The sequence below is a fragment of the Flavobacterium sp. genome (genome assembly GCF_036782315.1).
Taxonomy (GTDB): domain Bacteria; phylum Bacteroidota; class Bacteroidia; order Flavobacteriales; family Flavobacteriaceae; genus Flavobacterium.
The window spans coordinates 68,854-88,972 of the sequence record NZ_DAIPZK010000001.1; the positions used below are offsets into that span (position 1 = coordinate 68,854).

A 20,119-nucleotide genomic window follows, 5' to 3' on the forward strand; every position below is an offset into this window, starting at 1 on the left:
GAACACCAAGCTTTGTGAACTTCGTGTAATTACTTTGTGAGCCTTGTGGTGCAATTATACTTTTTCTTTAAACGGAATTTCTGGATTGAAAATTTCTACAATCAATTTTTCTAATTCTGATTTAAAATCTTCTAAAATTTCAGTTGAAATAACAAGCTCAGCATCTTTCCCTTTCCCTAATCCAAAAGGCAAAAAGCCGTTTTTCATGTTTTTGAATGAAACAATTCCGGCGGAAACTTCTCGATTTTGTTTTAATTCGTGATTTTCAAACATCAAAGCATAACACAACAACTGAATGATTTTTTCATTTTTTATATCCGAAGTCAAATCTGTAAAATCTTGAATTTTTAGACTGTTCCCATCTACTTTTCCAGTTTTGTAATCGATGATACGGATGGCACCGTTTCTCTCTTCAATTCGGTCAACTTTACCTGCGATTTTTATTGGAAAGGGCAAAGATTTCACTACGATTTCGCAAGACAATTCGGCTTCCAACAGCAAAACTTTTATAGCTTGGTCGGCTTCGATATCTTTTTTTTCTAATTGTAGAAAATTGTAGACATTTCGTTTCGCTACTTCAAAAGCTAACAGATTTTTTCCTTTAGTGATTTCGCCTTCTTTGTAAATTTCTTTGAAATGTTTCAGAATAACTTCATCAATTTTCGCTTCCATCGCTTCAATATGATGCAATGCCAAAAACTGATTCAAATAGGGCGTATATAATTCTTCCAAAGCATTGTGAATGATGGTTCCCAACGTATTTACTGCAATGTTTTCCTCTACTTCATCCGCTTCGTTAATGCGTAAAATACGTTGCATGTAAAACTGTAGCGGATTTCGAACATAATTCGTTAAAGAAGATGGTGAAAATCCTTTTTCTGTTGCGATTTCGTGCAAGCGTGTTAGAATTTTATCTGTTTTTGGAATCGTAACGGGTTCGTATGCTTTTTCGGGTAAAACGGCGTTGTAAATGGTACTTGTAATATTGTGTTTTCGTTGTTTTTCAATTTCTAATTGGGTAATAAAACGGCTTTTTTCACCAGCATCAATTCCTTCATTATCGGTGTTGTAAAGCAACCAAACGTTTTTCGCACGTAATAACAAATGGTAGAAGTGATAACAATAAATCGCATCTTTTTCTTTGTATGTGGGTAAACCTAATTCTTTCTTTACATCATAAGGAATAAAAGAATTTTGCGATTTACCAGCTGGAAATTTTCCTTCATTTACCGAAGTGATAATCACATTTTCAAAATCCAATACACGACTTTCTAAAACACCCATTACCTGAAGACCACTCAATGGCTCGCCTTCAAAAGATACTTCCGCTAAATCGATAATTTGCTTGTAAATCGCTTGTAACGATTGTAAACTTTGAATTTGATTATAGGTTTCGTGGTAATTAGTTAATTTATTAATGGTTTTAAACACCGAATACACAAAAGCTTTAGTGACTTTTTCTTCGGCATCATCATTACTTAAATAGGATTTTATGGTGAGTAAAATCGCATTCAAATTCGCTAAAATGTCGGAAATAGAATCCTCCCAACGTGTAAATAATAATTGGAAGAATTTATTTTCGGTATTAGGATATTTCTCTTCGTATAAACTGAATAATTTTTGATTAGAAAAGAAGGTGAAATTGTTGTTATTAATCACTTTTACTACTTCTTCCACTTTGCAATAAGGCTCGACCAAAGGATGATTTAGAATATCTAAAACTTCTTTGTAATAAAATGTATAGCTTTTTTCATTTCGTTGCTTGGCGTTAGTATGTAACTTGAACAACTTATTAATTAACAATTGCGCAGGATTATTTTTACTCGGATAACCCATTGTAATATTCAACGCATCAACAGATGCGGGCAAACCATACAAAACGGGAAGCAACAGGTTTTCATCACCAAGAACAACTGCGGTTTTTTCTAAATTTGGGTTTACTGATTGAATTTTTTCGATGATAGTTCCTACGATTTTAGCTTGACCAATGCTTTTTGGTGTACCAATAATTTCGATATTTTTTTCTTCGCTAAAATGATTCACCACCCACTCGAAATCTTGGTTTACAAACGGTTTCCATTCTTTTTTAAACTTTCTGATAAATAGACCAGCATCATGATAGGAATCATTCAAGAAAACCTCATCGATATCCCAATAAATTTTGGCTTTATTTTCGTTGGCTAGATGTTTAAATATTCGTTCCTCTGCTTGATTTAAAGCATTGAAACCCGCGAAATATATTTGATTAGTAATGGTTTTGGTAAAGGAAACTAAATTTTTAACTGCTTCTCTATACAATAGTCCCTGATAACCGATTCCTTTTTTCAATAAATGGTTGTAGAAAGATTCGTAATACAGTGGCAATTTAGCCCAAAATTCTAAATGTGTGTCAATTAATTTGGTAGTGTTAGATGGTTCTAAATTCCAACGTTTCAAGGCTTCAATATCTTTAAGATAAGAGAATACATGATTTGGATCTAATAAATATCGATCGATTTCATTAAAATCTTGAATAGCGATTTTTGCCCAAGCGGCAAACTCTTCGAAGGTTTGTTGTTTAGACTTTTCAGTAATGGAAAGATAGACTTCGTAAAATTCAAATAATAATTCAATTGGGTCGATGGTACGAAGACCAGAAATTTCTTGAATAAAATCTTCAATACTAATAATAGTTGGGGCAAACGAAGTATTACCTAATTGATTTTTTAAACTTTCTAAAAGAAAAACTTTTGCTCTTTTATTAGGTAAAACAATTAAACAATTTGATAATTGAATATCGGATTGTGATAAAATAGTTGCGCTTAACTTATCTAAAAAAGTATCTTGTTTCATTTTATAAAAATAAAAAAACGTCCCGATATTTCGGGACGTTTCCTAGTATATTTTAGAAAGAAATTATTTTACTAATTTCACTTCAACTCTTCTGTTATTAGCTTTACCTTTAGCAGTTTTGTTAGAATCTACTGGCATAGACTCACCAAAACCTTTAGAAGATAATCTAGAAGCATCGATACCATTTTCAATTAAGAAGTTTTTAACTGCAGCAGCTCTATCTTCAGATAATTTTTGGTTCATAGCCTCTGATCCATCAGCATCTGTGTGACCTTCTAAAGAGAATTTAGCAGTTGGGTACTCTTTTAAGATAGCAGCCATTGCTTTTAAAACTGGGATTGTTTGTTTTTGGAAAGAAGCTTTACCAGAGTTAAACAAAATAGTTTTTCCGTAATCATTTAATTTTTTCATTGTATCGTCAGATACTTCTGGACAACCGTTGTTAGCAACTGTTCCTTTTACAGTAGGACATTTGTCGTCTTTATCAGCAACACCGTCACCATCTGTATCAGGCCAAGGACAACCAGCATTATCTTTAGCACCAGCTACTGTAGGACATTTGTCATCTTTATCAGCAACACCGTCACCGTCAGCATCTGGACAACCTTTCATCATTTTAGTTCCTTTGTCATCTGGACAAGCATCTTCAGAATTGATGATTCCGTCACCATCATTATCAGGACATCCGTTTAATTCTTTAGAACCTGCCTCTTCTGGACAAGCATCTTCTGAATCTTGAATTCCGTCTTTATCTGTATCAGGACATCCTTTGAATTCTTTTAAACCAGCAACTTCAGGACATGCATCATCTTTGTCATAGATTCCGTCACCATCTGTATCTTTACCTCCAAATTTGAAAGTTAAACCAGCAAAGTGTTGAATATGAGAAGGAACATCTTGACCAGCTACTCTATTATCGTCAAATGAATGTTTGTAAGTAGATTGGAATTGTAAACCAACTCCTTCAGTTAACCAAAAAGTTAAACCTAAACCTCCATTTACAGTACCTGCAGAAGCATCTCCAATAAAGTTATAACCTCCACCAATGTTGATAGATGGATCTAACCATTTAGATTTTAACATTTCCATGAAGCTGTATTTAATTACAGCGTCAAAAGCATAATAAGATAAGTTTCCAGGATTAGTAACAACGTCTGTTGATTGTGTTCCAGGAACTCTTGAAACCCATTTATCAATTCTATTCACAGAACCTGTTACACCAAATGAGAATCCATCACCTACGTGTTTAGATACTGTTAAATAAGAAACTGAAGGTAAAATATTCCAGTTTTCTTTAGCGTTTAATAATTGGATGAATTTTGGACTGTCATTACCAACAGCACTAACTTTAGTGTCAACTCCATTTACCCCAAAAGACACTGCCCATGGGTTGTTGCTATCTTGTGCTTGCGATGTTAAACCAGCAAACAATAAAGCTGCAGCAAATAATTTGTTAAGATGTTTCATACTTGTTTTATTTAATTACAATGCGTTATAATTAGAACAAAAGTAAGACGTTTTTTTTAACTACAAAAAGTTTTGTTAAAAAAAATTACTTATTTGTCGGATTTTTACTTAATTATACCTAATTTTTTACCAACTTCTGTGAAAGCTTCAATTGCTTTATCCAAATGCTCTTGTGTATGTGCAGCTGACAATTGTACTCTAATACGCGCTTTGTCTTTAGGAACTACTGGAAAGAAAAATCCTATCACATAAATTCCTTTCTTTAATAATTCTTCTGCCATTGTCTGCGATAATTTAGCATCATACAACATTACAGGTACAATTGCTGAATCACCATCTATGAAATCAATACCTGCTTTTCTTAATCCTGCTTTGAAGTAATTCGTGTTCCACTCTAATTTATCTCTAAGTGTGGTATCTTTTTCTAATAATTCGAAAACTTTTAATGAAGCCCCAACAATCGATGGCGCTAATGAATTAGAAAACAAATATGGACGCGAACGTTGACGTAAGATTTCTATAATTTCTTTTTTAGCTGTTGTATAACCTCCCATTGCTCCACCTAAAGCTTTTCCAAGAGTTCCGGTGATAATGTCTACTCTTCCCATTACACCTTTAGCTTCTAGTGTTCCTTTTCCTGTTGCTCCGATGAAACCAGCAGCGTGACATTCGTCAACCATAACCAAAGCATCATATTTATCAGCCAAGTCACAAATTTTATCTAATGGTGCTACCAATCCGTCCATTGAGAAAACGCCGTCGGTTACAATTAATTTAAAACGATGACCAGCTTCAGTTGCTTTAATTAGCTGTTGCTCTAAGTCTTCCATATTGTTATTTTCGTAACGGTAACGAGCTGCTTTACACAAACGAACACCATCAATAATAGAAGCATGATTTAATGAATCGGAAATAATACAATCTTCTTCTCCTAATAAAGGCTCGAAAACACCACCATTTGCATCAAAAGCGGCTGCGTATAAAATTGTATCTTCTGTTCCGTAGAAATTAGCAATTTTCTGTTCTAGTTCTTTATGAATATCTTGAGTTCCACAAATAAAACGTACTGATGACATTCCGAAACCATGTGTGTCTAAAGCGTCTTTAGCGGCTTGAACTACCTCTGGATGGGAAGAAAGTCCTAAATAATTATTCGCGCAAAAATTTAAAACGGTTTCCCCTGTCGAAATGGTGATTTCTGCTCCTTGAGGTGAAGTGATAATGCGCTCTTTTTTGTATAATCCACTTTCTTTAATAGTGGCCAATTCATTTTGTAGGTGTTGTTGAATTTTTCCGTACATGATATGTTTATTGTTACTAGTTTGTTGTTTAGAGTTACAAAGTTACTATTTCTATGTTTTCTCCTATATATATTAGTGCTTTTTTTGCAACGGTATAGTTCATTTCTTGTAAAGCCATTTCGTATTCTTCCAATTGTATTTTGTGTTTGTTGTGCTTTTCTCCTGTTTTATAATCTAATAAATAAGCTACGTTATCTTTGATTACAACTCTATCGGGTTTGTTGTTTTTTGTGGCTTTTTTGATGATATTTTGTTCGTTATAAACTTTTGCAACGACATCAAAAAACGAAATCAATTCTTCATGATTTACAATTTTTTCAATTGTTTCTTTAAAAATTGCATTTTGAGAAAACGTAATCAATCCCAATTCCGTTGCTTTTTGAATAGCTAAATCCACATCGTCTTTGGTATGAATAAATGCCATAATTTCGTGGAGAATATTACCAAAAGTAATCGCATCTTGTTGCACCGTTCCCCACATCAAAGCTTCGCGTTGTGCGATTTTGATGTTTTTTGGATTTAATTTATGTGAAACAATGCCAATTTGATTGTGATTTCCTTCGTGGGATTTGTTTTTTGAAATTCTATTTGGATTTCCAAATTCGTATTCTGATTTAGTTTCTTCATATTTACCGATATTTTGCAGAAACTCTAGAAAATAGTAAGATAAATTATTCGTAACTAAATCACCTTTTTTTGTTTTTAGTTTATTTGAAATCACATACAATTGTTCTTCGGCTCGCGTTAAAGCCACGTACAAAACGTTAATTGTATCTAAAACTTCTTCTTGATTTTTGGTTTGGAAAATGGTTTTGGCTTCACTTCCATACGTTTCCACTTCTTTTCGATTATTGATTAACGCTTTTGGAAAATTCACATTCGCATCTTCTAACGGAATCCACAATTTATCTTTTGGTTTGCTTGAAAAATTTTCTTCAGCAAAAGGAAAAATCACAACCGGAAATTCCAAGCCTTTTGATTTGTGAATCGTCATGATACGAACCGCGTTTGTTCCTTCTGGTGATGGAATACTTTTTTGGTAGCCAATTTTGTCCCAATACTCCAAGAAATCCGCAATACTCGATTGTGCTTTGACATCTTTCTCTAAAACCAAATCCAAGAAATATTGCAAATACGAAGTATTCACTTTGTTATTTAAAAAAGTCGCAATTAAAATTTCAACTGCTTCATAAAGGGATTTCTTCTTGCAATTTTTGAATGAAATTTCAATTCCAATAGTTTTTAAAAACGCTTCTAATTCCTCCGAATTTTTATCTTTGGTAGCCAAAATGAAATCATGAATTTCTACTTCCGATTGCAGATATTTCGCAATGAAATACAAGAAATAGACTTTCGATTCGTCATCTTTTGGATTTTTCAAATAGCGAAGCAACGCAATCAACAACTTTACTTCGGTCGCATTTTGAATCAATAAGGTTTCCGAAGACAAAATTGGGACGCTGTTTTCGGTTAAGAAATTAGCTAATTTGATTCCGGGTGCTTTCGTACGCGTAAGTAAGACGATGTCTTTGTATTCAAATCCGTTAGCGATACATTTTTCAATGGTTCGCAACGTTTGATTCAAGTAAAATTTATCTTTTACCGAAATCGAGTCGTTGTCCGAATCAAAACCTTCCACTTCGGTTTCGTCTTCTGGCACTTCGATGAACGATAAATTCACATAACCGCCAATTTTGGAATTGATTTCTTGATGCGAAAGATTTTCGTATAAATTTTTATAATCTGGATTATCAAATTTATCAGATAATTGCTTGAAAAACGCATTGTTGAAATGAATGACTTCGGAAAAACTGCGGTAATTCGTGCCCAAACGAAGCGTCTCTTTGTCTTTATTGGAAAACGGATTGTGTTTTTTATCTTCTTTCGCCAAATCGATAAATTGTTCGGCTTTTCCGCCGCGCCAACGGTAAATGGCTTGTTTTGGATCACCAACCAACATCAAAGTTCCTTGCTGACCAAAATCGTCTTGACCAGAAAGCGCATTATCGATTAACGGAATCAAATTTTGCCATTGCATTACCGAAGTGTCTTGAAATTCATCGATAAAATAATGACGGTATTTTTCACCCAAACGCTCATAAATAAAAGGCGCTGGCTGATTTTGAATTTCGTTGTGAATGATTTTATTAAAATCGGAAATCGAAACTAAATTTTGTTCTTCCTGAATTTGTTTGAATTCTTGATAAATCGTGTTTAACAACGACAATGGATTCAAATTCTGCAGAAAAGCTTCGTACATTGAAATTTTTCCAACTTTTTCATTGATTGTTAGTACCGAAGCTAAAATTTCGGAAGCGTTTTCATCAATAAAATCTTTATCGGATTGTGGAACAGTTTTAGAATAACCACTTTCTGAACCATCTAAATATTTGATTATGGTTTCATTAATCGCAATTTTATCATCAACAATTTTCTCTAAAAAATTAGGAACCAAACTTCTGTAAAACGATTTTCGAGAAACGCCATTTGCATCAATTAAATCCAAAACACTTTGAGCAATTGCCTTACATTCCGATTTCAGTTGTTTGATTTCTTCCTGTAATTTCTTTTTTACAATCCCGAAATCATCAATGCTTTTTTCAGACAATTCTTTAATTTCTTCCGAATTGTTTTCATTAGTAATCAATTGGGCAACCTTTAATAATTCGCCCGAAATATCCCAGTTTTTATCATCGTCGGTTTTTTCTTTTGAAAATTCGATTAGTAATTTGGTTAGATTTGGATCATCACCTGCTTTGGAAATTACCAAATCGATGGCTTCTTGCAACAATGAATCCGTTTCCAAAGACACTTCAAAATTCGGCGGCAAATTCAAATCTTGAGCAAACGTTCGGATGACTTGGTGCGTGAACTTATCAATCGTAGCAATATCAAACGCTGCATAATTATGAATGATATTTTTTATGATGGCTTTCGATTTATCTTTTAAAGTAGCGATACTCAATTTGGTTTCGGCAGAAACATCTTTTAACAATTCCATCGCTTTATCGGAAGTATTATCCAATGAAAATTGATACAAACTCGATACGATTCGGGTTTTCATTTCTTCTACTGCTTTGTTAGTAAAAGTTATGGCTAAAATTTTTCGATACGCATCGTCATTTGGTGCTAAAAAAAGAATTTTCAAATATTCTTTCGTTAACGTATAAGTTTTTCCGGAACCAGCCGAAGCATCATAAATGGTAAAAGTCGTTGTATTCAAATGTTATATTTATCTTAATAATAGTGGTATAAAAACTATCTATTTTTGAATCCGAAGTTTAATTTGTAAATTTGGTGAAAATATTATTAATCTAAAAATTAAATATTATGGCTTTTGAATTACCACAATTACCTTATGCATACGATGCATTAGAACCACATATTGATGCTAGAACAATGGAAATTCACCATTCTAAGCACCACAATGCATACGTTACCAACTTAAACGCAGCTATTGCTGGAACAGATTTAGAAGGAAAATCTATTGAAGATTTGATAAAAAATTTAGACATGAACAACATGGCAGTTCGTAACAATGGTGGTGGACATTACAATCATACAATGTTTTGGGAAATTATGTCGCCAAACGGTGGTGGTTTACCAACAGGTGAATTAGCATCTGCAATTGATGCCGCTTTTGGTTCATTTGATGCTTTCAAAGCAGAATTTGCTAAAGCGGGAGCTACTCGTTTTGGTTCAGGATGGGCTTGGTTATGTGTGAAAGAAGGAAAATTAGAAGTTTGTTCAACTCCAAATCAAGACAATCCATTAATGCCAGGTGTTGCATGTGGTGGACAACCAATATTAGGAATGGATGTTTGGGAACATGCTTATTACTTACACTACCAAAACCGTCGTCCTGATTATATTGAAGCTTTCTTTAATGTAATCAATTGGGCTGAAGTAGCAAAACGCTTTGCTGCAGCAAAATAATTAAAATAAACAAAATTAAAAAAGGCGAAGATTTTACAATCCTCGCCTTTTTTGTTACCAAGTTTATTAAAAATAAAAAAGGTGAAATTGCTTTCACCCTTTTTGCCCCAAATCTACCATAAAACTTAACCTACTAATTTTCTGGTAGAGCTAAAGTAGATATAGTCATATAAATATCTCTAAAAAAATTGTTGAACAGCTCAAAAAGTCGATGAAATGCATTTTCACAAAAATAAAATGCGTTTATTTATATTTTTACTAACAAAAAAAGACCTTTTTAATCAAAAAAAAGGCACGCAATGCGTACCCTTTTTGCCCCAAATCTACCATAAAACTTAACCTACTAATTTTTTGGTAGAACTAAAGTAGTACAAGATAGTATGCAAGCATAAAAAAATTGTTAAACGAAATAAAAAATCGATGAAATGCGTATTTTTAATAAATTAAGGTAGTATCTCTAAATAAAGTTAACCTTAAAACAAAAAAAAGGTACGCAAGCGTACCCTTTTTGCCCCAAATCTACCATAAATTTAACCTACTAATTTTCTGGTAGAGCTAAAGTATGACGAGATTTTGTATTCCTATAAAAAAATTGTTAAACGAAATAAAAATTCGATGAAATGCTTTTTTTAATATGCTCGAGCATCTTTCCCTTCATAGAAATTCATAAAAGCTCTGTTTACCACTCTGTTACCTCCATCCGTCGGGTAATCACCTGTGAAATACCAATCACCTAAATTTTTTGGACAAGCTTTGTGTAAATCTTCAACTGTTTGGTAAATGATTTTTACTTCTGCTTTTGTATTATCTGGTGTTAGCATTTCGGCTATTTTATCTGAAATTTCTTGATCGGTAAATGGCGCATAAATTTCTTTTACATAATTCACTACATCTGCATCTTTAAAATCTTCTTGAGCTTTCGATTTCTTATATACTTCCTCTACAATGTGATATAAATTACGTTCTTTCAATAATTCTAGAGCTGCTCTGAAAGCGACTAAACCTTCTAATTTCGCCATGTCAATTCCATAGCAATCTGGATAACGAATTTGTGGCGCTGATGAAACGACCACGATTTTCTTTGGATGTAAACGATCCATCATTTTGATGATACTTTGTTTTAAAGTTGTTCCTCGCACTATACTATCGTCAATAATTACCAAATTATCGGTTGGTTTTACCACACCATACGTTACATCGTAAACATGAGCCACTAAATCGTCTCGACTGCTATCTTCGGTAATAAACGTTCTTAATTTAGCATCTTTAATCGCAATTTTCTCCGTTCTGATTTTTACTGAAAGTAATTCTTTCAAGGTGTCTTCCGTCAACGTATCTTTTTGCTCGATAATCATTTTTGCTTTTCGCTGATTTAAGAAATCTTGAGCCGCTTCACACATTCCGTAAAAAGAAGTTTCAGCTGTGTTTGGAATATAAGAGAAAACGGTGTTATCTGTGTCGTTATCGATAGATTTTAAAACACTTGGGAAAATTAATTTTCCTAATTCTTTACGTTCTTGGTAAATTTCGGCATCACTTCCACGAGAAAAATAAATTCTTTCAAATGAACATGCTTTTTTTACCAAAGGTGTTCTAACTTCTTCAATGGAAACTTTTCCGTTTTTCTTGATGATAATAGCACTTCCAGGGTTTAATTCTTGGACTTTATCAAAACCAACATTGAAAACGGTTTGAATAACAGGACGTTCAGAAGCTACTACAACAATTTCATCATCTTCATAAAAGAATGCTGGTCGAATTCCTGCTGGATCTCTCATTACAAATGAATCGCCGTGACCTAATAAACCTGCCATAGCATATCCTCCATCCCAATTACGAGAAGCGCGCTCTAAAATGCGTTGGATATTCAATCGTTCCCCAATAATTGGAGAAGCGTCTTTTTTAGAATAGCCTTCGTGTTTACATTCTTTGTATAAATGGGTCACCTCATCATCTAAGAAATGACCGATTTTCTCCATTACGGTAACAGTATCCGCCATTTGTTTCGGATGTTGTCCTAAGTCGATAAGATTTTGGAACAACTCCTTAACATTCGTCATATTGAAGTTTCCAGCTACGATTAGATTGCGATGCATCCAGTTATTTTGACGCAAAAAAGGATGAACGCTTTCGATGCTGTTTTTACCAAAAGTTCCATATCTAACGTGACCTAAAAATACTTCGCCTACATAAGGAATGTTTTGTTTTTGAAGCGCCACATTATTATGATATTCAGGATGTGCTTCTAGTTCGCCATTGATACGCTCGTTGATTTGAGCAAAAATATCTTTAATAGGTTGCGGATCATTGGAGCGAATTCGGCTGATGTATCGTTCACCCGGATTTACATCTAATTTAATACTTGCTAATCCGGCTCCGTCTTGACCGCGGTTATGTTGCTTTTCCATTAACAAGTACATTTTTTGTACTCCATAGAAAGCGGTTCCGTATTTTTCTTTATAGAATTCTAACGGTTTTTTTAATCGCAGTAGTGCAATTCCACATTCGTGTTTGATTGCGTCACTCATAAGTTGTTGTGTTGTTGTAGGTTGTTGTAATTCTTATTTTATTCTAAAACAAAAAATGCCCCGAAATTTCGAGGCACGTTTTTATTCTTCTAATTCGATTTCAAATTGTGTTAAAGCTTTAAACTGTTGCAAACGCGAGTTTACTTCTTTTTTATCTAAAGCTTCCATTCTCTCTGTTCCAAATTTCTCCACACAGAAAGACGCTAAGTTAGAACCATAAATAATCGCATTCTTCATGTTATCGAATGAAATATTTTCTGATTGCGCAATGTAACCCGCAAAACCTCCTGCGAAAGTATCGCCAGCTCCTGTTGGATCAAACACTTCTTCTAATGGTAACGCTGGAGCAAAGAAAACCTCTTTGTTATGGAACAATAAAGCACCGTGTTCTCCTTTTTTGATTACCACATACTTTGGTCCCATTGTATGAATTTTAGCTGCCGCTTTTACCAAAGAATATTCTCCTGATAATTGACGCGCTTCTTCATCATTAATAGTGATTACATCTACACGTTTGATAACGTCTAATAATTCTGGTAAAGCACAATCCATCCAAAAGTTCATCGTATCTAAAACGACTAATTTTGGTCTTTCAGACATTTGGTTTAAAACACCTGATTGTACAATTGGGTGTAAGTTACCTAATAAAACTACATCCGAGTTTTTATATGCTTGTGGCACCACTGGATTAAAATCTGCCAAAACATTTAATTCTGTCACTAAAGTATCACGAGAATTTAAGTCGTTGTGGTATTTGCCACTCCAAAAGAAGGTTTTTCCACCTTTTACGATTTCGATTCCTTCGATATTTACTCCTTTGTTTTCTAATAAATCTAAATATTCCTTTGGAAAATCTTCCCCAACCACAGAAACTACTGCCGCATCTACATTAAAAAAGTTAGACGCCAAACCAATGTAAGTTGCGGCTCCTCCTAAAATTTTATCCGTTTTCCCGAAAGGTGTTTCAATAGCATCAAAAGCTACTGTTCCTACTATCAATAATTTGTTCATCAATATGAATTTGAAATAAGGTGCAAAGATAAGTTTTTGTTTAGAAGTTTAAAAGTTTATATGTTTAAAAGTTAATACACTACAACAACTTCCCTTCTTCTCTTTCGTAAAACTCATCAATAGACAATTTTTCTTGTTGCGAAGCCATAACCGCTAATTGATCGCAGCGTTCGTTTTGCGGATGATTATTGTGACCTTTAATCCATTGAAAATCGACTTGGTGTTTTCGGTACACTTTTAGGAAACGCATCCATAAATCGGGATTTTTCTTGGCTTTGAAGTTGATTTTTTCCCACTGAAACACCCAACGCTTTTCCACAGCATCCACCACATATTTGGAATCCGAAACGACTAAAACCTTGGTTTTTGGGTTTTTTAATTTTTCTAAACCTACAATTACCGCTAATAATTCCATTCGATTATTAGTCGATAATCGGAAACCTTCATAAAATTCTTTTTTATACGGAGTCCCCACCATTTCCATCACCACGCCATAGCCAGCTGGCCCAGGATTTCCCTTGGCAGCGCCGTCTGTGTATATGTGGACTTCGTGTAACAAAATTTAAATTTAGAATTTAGAATTTAGAATTTCAGAAATAACTGTTGGAAAATATTGATGTTCTAATTCGTGTACTTTTTGCGCAATTTCTTCCGCTGTTTTGCAATCTTCAATATTTACAGCTTTTTGAAAAATGAATTCACCTTCATCGTAATGTTCGTTTACATAATGAATAGTGATTCCAGTTTCTTTCTCTTTATTATCCAAAACAGCTTGATGTACATTCATGCCATACATGCCTTTTCCACCGTATTTTGGCAATAAAGCTGGGTGAATATTGATTACTTTTGGATATTCCTTTAATATAGACTCGGGAAATTTTAGTAGAAATCCAGCTAAAACGATTAAATCAGGTTGAAATTGATGTAGTTGTTCCAACACAAAACCTTCATTTAACTGAGTTTTATTGAAAACGACTGAAGGAATGTTATGATTTTTTGCTCGATCTAACACTTTGGCATCAGCCTTATTAGAAAAAACGGCAACTACTTTTCCAAATTCGCTATTTTTAAAAAACTTAATTATTTCTTCTGCATTGGAACCATTTCCGGAAGCAAAAAGCACAATATTCTTCATTTTAGTGTGGATTTCTTCCCACAAAAAAAAGAATAATTATTGGTAAAAAATAAAAAAAAGCAGCCTTTGTGAATATTTTTTTTTATTTTCGTAGTCACATTTAGTAACAAAAAGGTGGTTTTAAAATAAAGTTTTTTATTTTTGCCAACAAATTAAATTAAAAATTAAAGATTATGTCAGACATTGCATCAAGAGTAAAAGCGATTATCGTAGACAAATTAGGAGTTGACGAAAACGAAGTTGTAGCAGAAGCTAGCTTCACAAACGATTTAGGAGCTGATTCATTAGACACTGTTGAGCTAATTATGGAGTTCGAAAAAGAATTTGATATCCAAATTCCAGACGACCAAGCTGAAAACATTGCTACTGTAGGTCAAGCTATTTCTTACATCGAGGAAGCTAAAAAATAATAAATAAATTACCCGTGTGCTTATTTTGGCATACGGGTTTTTATTATTTTAAAGAAAATTAGACTATTTTTGATTGAAATTCAATCACAATATATTGAAATACCCTTGTCTCTTTACTCCTAATAATTAAAGAATACACGGGTATTATTTGTTTAAACGATATTTTAAAAATTAGAATATGCAATTAAAGCGTGTTGTTGTAACAGGTCTTGGAGCATTAACTCCTATTGGAAATACTCTTCAAGAATATTGGGACGGTCTTGTGAACGGAAAAAGTGGCGCTGCCCCTATTACTTATTACGATACCGAAAAGCATAAAACCAAATTTGCTTGTGAGGTTAAAAACTTCAATGTTGAGGATTTTATCGACAAAAAAGAGGTTCGTAGATTGGATAAATTTGCTCAATACGCAATTGTTGCCAGTGACGAAGCCATCAAAGATGCAGGAATTACATTAGAAAATGTAAATAAATATAGAGTTGGAGTTATTTGGGGAGCTGGGATTGGAGGTTTACAAACTTTCCAAGACGAAGTAATGAATTATGCCGCTGGTGATGGAACACCGCGTTTTAATCCATTCTTTATTCCTAAAATGATTGCTGATATTGCTCCTGGACACATTTCTATGCGAAATGGCTTCATGGGACCAAACTATACTACGGTTTCCGCTTGTGCTTCTTCGGCAAATGCCTTAGTAGATGCATTCAACTACATCCGTTTAGGAATGTGTGATGTAATTGTTTCAGGTGGTTCTGAAGCAGCTGTAACAATTGCAGGTATGGGCGGATTTAACTCAATGCAAGCTTTATCAACCAGAAACGATAGTCCAGAAACAGCTTCAAGACCATTTGATGCTACTCGTGATGGATTTGTTTTAGGTGAAGGCGCTGGTGCTTTAGTATTAGAAGAGTACGAACATGCGATTGCGCGTGGTGCTAAAATCTACTGTGAAGTAGGTGGCGGTGGTTTATCTTCTGATGCGTATCACTTAACAGCTCCACATCCTGAAGGAATTGGAGTTATTGCTGTAATGGAAAACTGTTTACGTGATGCTGGCTTAAAACCAGAAGATGTAGACCACATCAACACACATGGAACTTCAACACCTCTTGGAGACGTTGCTGAGTTAAAAGCAATTAAAGCAGTTTTTGGTGATCATGCTAAAAACATCAACATTAACTCGACTAAATCGATGACGGGTCATTTACTTGGTGCTGCTGGTGCTATTGAAGCAATTGCTTCTATCTTAGCAATGCAAAATGGTATTGTGCCTCCAACGATTAATCATACAACTGTAGACGAAAACATTGATCCATCGTTGAACTTAACTTTAAATAAAGCACAAAAACGCGATATTAAAGTGGCTATGAGTAATACTTTTGGTTTTGGTGGACATAACGCTTGTGTTTTATTCAAAAAATTTGAGAACTAAACATGCGTCGTTTATTTAATAAAATACGAAAAAATTCCCGTTCTCAAGAAGACGGGATTTTTTTTGAAAAAATTACCAAAATTCTTGGTTTTCAGCCCAATGAATTAAAATATTACAAAAAAGCATTTACTCATCGCTCAGCTAATAAAGTAGACGAAAAAGGAAATCCTTTTAATTATGAGCGCTTAGAATTCCTTGGCGATGCTATGTTAGGAAGTGTTATAGCAGCTCATTTATATAGTGAAGTTCCTTCGGGAGATGAAGGATATTTGACAAAAATGCGCTCTAAAATTGTAAGTAGAGAACATTTGAATGAACTAGGTCGTGATTTCAACTTAGTCCAATTTGTAGAAAGCAAAGTCAATTCGAGTCAATTTGGAGAAAACATTCATGGTAATTTGTTTGAAGCATTTATTGGCGCCATTTATTTGGATAAAGGTTTTACTTATTGCGAAAAATTCATCCAGAATAAAATCATTAAACAGTATGTTGACATTGCTAAATTAGAAGGTAAAGTCATCAGTTACAAAAGTTTAATTATCGAATGGTGTCAAAAAGAAAAAGTACCTTTCGCCTTTGATTTTATCGAAGATAACGGACAAGAAGGACAAAAATACTTCAGCGTAAAATTGTCGATTAACAACAAAATTATCGCTAAAGCTAGAGCTACTTCAAAGAAAAAAGCGGAAGAAAAAGCAGCCCAAAGAGCCTATTTTGTCTTTCAAGAAAAAATTTCGAAAAAATAATTCCACTACTCAAACGTTTGAGTTTATAAATTATCGTTAAGAACTGCCAAACAGGTAGTTTTTAACGATTTTTAGCCTTATATTTACGACTTAATTTTGGAAAATGGCCATTCATAAAATTCAAATAAACGATTTTATTTCAGATGATTATGAGTTAATCGCCATTCATTCATCTTTAGAAGATTACAAATTAGCGTATTGCTTAAACAAGGAATTGGGATTGCAGTTACAAAAAAATGATAACTACATAGAAATCGCTATTCCGGAAGGAAAAAGCGCTTTTGAGAATTTCGCTTTTGATGATGAAAAGAACGATGTAATTTGGACCCTAATCGAAAATAAAACCACGATTATTAATTCGAACAAACAAACGAGTTCGCTTTTTGAACAAGTTGACATCACCGTTTTTTTACTTCCAGAATATAAAAAAGCAGATTATTTGATTAAAATTGAAAATATCGATTATGGCTTTGATGCTGATGAAATCATCGATAACATATTGAAAATCAAAAATGTAACCACTGCTTATTCCGTTGATACAACAAACTTAAAATCAAAAAATAATTTAATTTTTTAATTAAAATGCCGACAAACAAAAAAACTAAAATTGTAGCTACGCTAGGTCCTGCCTGTAGTACAAAAGAAGTGCTTAAAAATATGGTGGATGCTGGAGTTAATGTCTTCCGAATTAACTTTTCGCACGCTGATTATACCGATGTTAGTGCCAGAATTGATATGATTAGAGAACTAAACGATGAGTTTGGTTACACTACTTCCATCTTAGCCGATTTACAGGGTCCGAAATTACGTGTAGGCGTTATGAAAGAAGACGTAGTAGTAAGCAAAGGCGACAAAATTACCTTTACTACTGCAGAAGATATCTTAGGAACGGCAGAGCGTGTTTACATGAACTACAAAGAATTTCCAAAAGACGTAAATCCAGGAGAAAGAATCTTATTAGACGACGGAAAATTAATTTTCGAAGTAACTAAAACCGATAAAAACACTGAAGTTGAAGCGGTAGTTGTTCAAGGTGGCCCTTTGAAATCGAAAAAAGGAGTGAATTTACCAAATACAAAAGTTTCGCTTCCTGCTTTAACAGAAAAAGACATTCGCGATGCTAAATTTGCTATCGAAAACAAAGTAGATTGGATAGCATTATCGTTTGTCAGAACTCCAAAAGATTTAGAAGATTTACAAGATTTAATTGCAGAACATTCGGATCATAAAATTCCGATTATTGCTAAAATTGAAAAACCAGAAGCAGTTGAGAACATTGATAAAATCGTTGCGTTTTGTGATGGTTTGATGGTAGCTCGTGGTGATTTAGGTGTAGAAGTTCCAGCTGAAGAAGTACCTTTGATTCAGAAAAAATTGATTCACAGAGCAAAAACGGCTCGTATTCCAGTAATCGTGGCAACACAAATGATGGAAACGATGATTACCTCATTAACCCCAACACGTGCCGAAGTAAACGACGTAGCAAACTCAGTAATGGACGGAGCTGATGCAGTAATGTTATCTGGAGAAACTTCGGTAGGAAATTATCCTGTGGAGGTTATTGAAACCATGACACGTATTATTGAAAGTGTGGAAGATTCGCCATTAATTAAAGTGCCGTTATCGCAACCACAAGTAAAAAATCAACGTTATATTACCAAATCGATTTGTTACCACGCATCACAAATGGCGGATACGATTAATGCCAAAGCGATTACAACGTTAACTAATTCAGGTTACACGGCATTCCAAATTTCGGCATGGCGACCAAAATCGCATATTTTGGTATTTACGTCTAACAAACGTATTTTAACGCAATTGAACCTATTATGGGGAGTTAGAGCGTATTTCTATGACAAGTTAGTAAGTACAGACGATACCATCGACGATATCAACACGATTTGTAAAGAAAAGAAATACGTGAAAAAAGGCGATATGGTGGTCAACTTAGCTGCAATGCCTATCGTAGCAAAAGGAATGGTAAACACGATGCGAGTTTCTGAAATAGAATAAGCTTTGCTTTACAGTTATAAAAAAACGAGTGCTACATTACTAGCACTCGTTTTTGTTTATTATATATTTCCGTTTTAAGCCGCTATTTTCTCAAATGCGATAAAATTAGTTACTACTCCTTTATCATTGAAAACAGGAAATCCTTTGATGTGACATTTGTATAACGAACCATCTTTGCAATAATTGATTACGTTTTTCTCAAACGGAACTTTATTTAAAATGGCTTGTCTGATTTCGAAACTTATGTTGGAATCTGTTTTTGGACCCTGAAACATTTTTGGTGAGTTTCCAATAACTTCTTGTGCTTCGTAACCGTTCATTTTTTTGATGTTTTTACTAGCAAAAACAATTTTTAATTGTGCATCGGTAACCACGATAACCGTTTCTTCCTGTAAACTTTCTTTAAAATCCCAAACCGATTTCCATTGATTTTTATTGGCAATTTGATGTAACGAATTAACATCATGAAGCAACACATTGGTTTGCAATAAAAACTGAGAATAAATATCCCAAGACACTAACGGCATTGTTTTTATAGCCCCATTTTCATACTGTTTTGCAAACGCAGCATCATAAACTTTAAACTCCATATCCTTGTAATTTGCGTTAAAACTAAAAAGAAAAATGAAGCAACAAATTAGAAAAAACAATTTTAACGATTGTTTAAGTGGGGAAATTGAAATAAAAAACTCCGTTTTGAATTTCAGAACGGAATTTTTTAATGAGTCTGAAAGGATTTGCTCAAGGGTTTTAAAATTAATAATTCAATCTTTTAAGCTCCTTATCTTCTTCCATCGAAAATTGCTTTGTTCTAGTGCAAGTATTTGTCCAATAACCATTATAGCTTGAATCGTCTAAATTTGCTTTTTTATAGTTAAACCCAAAATAACAATTTTTAAATAAATAAACTTGATATTCTTGACCAACTTTAAAATCTTTATATCCACATGTTGCAGAATTTCTGCTCGTGTAAATAAAAATGTTTTTCTTTAATCTTTTTCCTTTATAAGAATAGAGAATTTCCATCTCAATTTTTAAAATATCTTCATTTTTTAAGTGTTCTTTTATATCTCTATCTAATACATTTTTAGAATTAATTTTTTTTAGTCCTTTTTTATTTAAAGTACTTATAAAAGTGACATTTTTTTTTGAAATTACTTTGCCATGAACAACAATATCTGTTGAATTAAATTCCTTCTTAATATCTTCATTTGATTCACATTTACATGCGAAAACAGATTGATAATCAAATATTAAAAAGTATAGGATAAATATATATTTTGTCATTATTCTGAATGTAATTTACCT

General features: G+C 33.6%; 16 protein-coding genes. 6 read left to right on the plus strand and 10 right to left on the minus strand.

The genetic code is table 11. The features are described 5' to 3' along the window. Window positions 1-54: 54 nt before the first annotated feature. The 4 genes from V7P59_RS00250 to V7P59_RS00265 form a co-directional block, all read right to left on the minus strand. Window positions 55-2,832 carry a PD-(D/E)XK nuclease family protein gene (locus V7P59_RS00250; RefSeq protein WP_333807510.1) on the minus strand — a complete coding sequence of 926 codons (2,778 nt, stop codon included), beginning with the start codon at window positions 2,830-2,832 and terminating at the stop codon, window positions 55-57. A 63-nt stretch (window positions 2,833-2,895) separates the two neighbouring features. Next, on the minus strand, window positions 2,896-4,299 hold the full coding sequence (locus tag V7P59_RS00255; RefSeq protein WP_333807511.1) for an OmpA family protein: 1,404 nt from the start codon (window positions 4,297-4,299) through the stop codon (window positions 2,896-2,898). Between the two features lie 104 nt (window positions 4,300-4,403). Then, window positions 4,404-5,600, minus strand: coding sequence for a glycine C-acetyltransferase (gene kbl, locus V7P59_RS00260; RefSeq protein ID WP_333807513.1), 1,197 nt, complete (start codon window positions 5,598-5,600; stop codon window positions 4,404-4,406). A 34-nt stretch (window positions 5,601-5,634) separates the two neighbouring features. Continuing rightward, window positions 5,635-8,823 (minus strand): UvrD-helicase domain-containing protein, encoded by a 3,189-nt coding sequence (locus tag V7P59_RS00265; RefSeq protein ID WP_333807515.1) that lies wholly within the window; start codon window positions 8,821-8,823, stop codon window positions 5,635-5,637. Window positions 8,824-8,930: 107 nt separating this feature from the next. Here V7P59_RS00265 and V7P59_RS00270 point away from each other — a divergent pair, with 107 nt between their 5' ends. Next, entirely contained in the window at window positions 8,931-9,536 is a 606-nt protein-coding gene (locus V7P59_RS00270; RefSeq protein ID WP_333807517.1) for a superoxide dismutase, read from the plus strand. A gap of 629 nt (window positions 9,537-10,165) precedes the next feature. On the opposite strand, the gene V7P59_RS00275 is transcribed toward V7P59_RS00270, so the two are convergent. The 4 genes from V7P59_RS00275 to purN form a co-directional block, all read right to left on the minus strand. After that, window positions 10,166-12,064, minus strand: coding sequence for an amidophosphoribosyltransferase (locus V7P59_RS00275; RefSeq protein ID WP_333807518.1), 1,899 nt, complete (start codon window positions 12,062-12,064; stop codon window positions 10,166-10,168). Between the two features lie 81 nt (window positions 12,065-12,145). Then, a complete protein-coding gene (locus V7P59_RS00280) occupies window positions 12,146-13,075 on the minus strand; it encodes a PfkB family carbohydrate kinase (protein WP_250580067.1) in 930 nt (309 codons plus the stop codon). 79 nt (window positions 13,076-13,154) lie between these two features. Then, window positions 13,155-13,634, minus strand: a complete 480-nt coding sequence (gene rnhA, locus V7P59_RS00285) for a ribonuclease HI (RefSeq protein WP_333807521.1) — start codon at window positions 13,632-13,634, stop codon at window positions 13,155-13,157. Between the two features lie 9 nt (window positions 13,635-13,643). Further along, on the minus strand, window positions 13,644-14,210 hold the full coding sequence (purN, locus tag V7P59_RS00290; protein WP_333807523.1) for a phosphoribosylglycinamide formyltransferase: 567 nt from the start codon (window positions 14,208-14,210) through the stop codon (window positions 13,644-13,646). A gap of 173 nt (window positions 14,211-14,383) precedes the next feature. Here purN and V7P59_RS00295 point away from each other — a divergent pair, with 173 nt between their 5' ends. The 5 genes from V7P59_RS00295 (at window position 14,384) to pyk (ending at window position 18,811) form a co-directional block, all read left to right on the plus strand. Further along, complete coding sequence (locus V7P59_RS00295; RefSeq protein WP_002988156.1) at window positions 14,384-14,620, plus strand: acyl carrier protein; 237 nt, start codon at window positions 14,384-14,386, stop codon at window positions 14,618-14,620. A gap of 178 nt (window positions 14,621-14,798) precedes the next feature. Next, complete coding sequence (fabF, locus tag V7P59_RS00300; protein ID WP_333807549.1) at window positions 14,799-16,052, plus strand: beta-ketoacyl-ACP synthase II; 1,254 nt, start codon at window positions 14,799-14,801, stop codon at window positions 16,050-16,052. Window positions 16,053-16,054: 2 nt separating this feature from the next. After that, window positions 16,055-16,798: a ribonuclease III gene (gene rnc, locus V7P59_RS00305; protein WP_333807552.1), complete on the plus strand. Its 744-nt coding sequence runs from the start codon at window positions 16,055-16,057 to the stop codon at window positions 16,796-16,798. A 103-nt stretch (window positions 16,799-16,901) separates the two neighbouring features. Beyond that, entirely contained in the window at window positions 16,902-17,375 is a 474-nt protein-coding gene (locus tag V7P59_RS00310) for an IPExxxVDY family protein (protein ID WP_333807554.1), read from the plus strand. A gap of 5 nt (window positions 17,376-17,380) precedes the next feature. Next, complete coding sequence (gene pyk, locus V7P59_RS00315) at window positions 17,381-18,811, plus strand: pyruvate kinase (RefSeq protein ID WP_333807556.1); 1,431 nt, start codon at window positions 17,381-17,383, stop codon at window positions 18,809-18,811. Window positions 18,812-18,885: 74 nt separating this feature from the next. Here the strand turns inward: pyk and V7P59_RS00320 are convergent, their stop codons facing one another. Continuing rightward, complete coding sequence (locus V7P59_RS00320) at window positions 18,886-19,401, minus strand: PAS domain-containing protein (RefSeq protein WP_333807559.1); 516 nt, start codon at window positions 19,399-19,401, stop codon at window positions 18,886-18,888. Window positions 19,402-19,567: 166 nt separating this feature from the next. Next, window positions 19,568-20,098: a hypothetical protein gene (locus V7P59_RS00325; protein ID WP_333807560.1), complete on the minus strand. Its 531-nt coding sequence runs from the start codon at window positions 20,096-20,098 to the stop codon at window positions 19,568-19,570. Window positions 20,099-20,119: the final 21 nt, after the last annotated feature.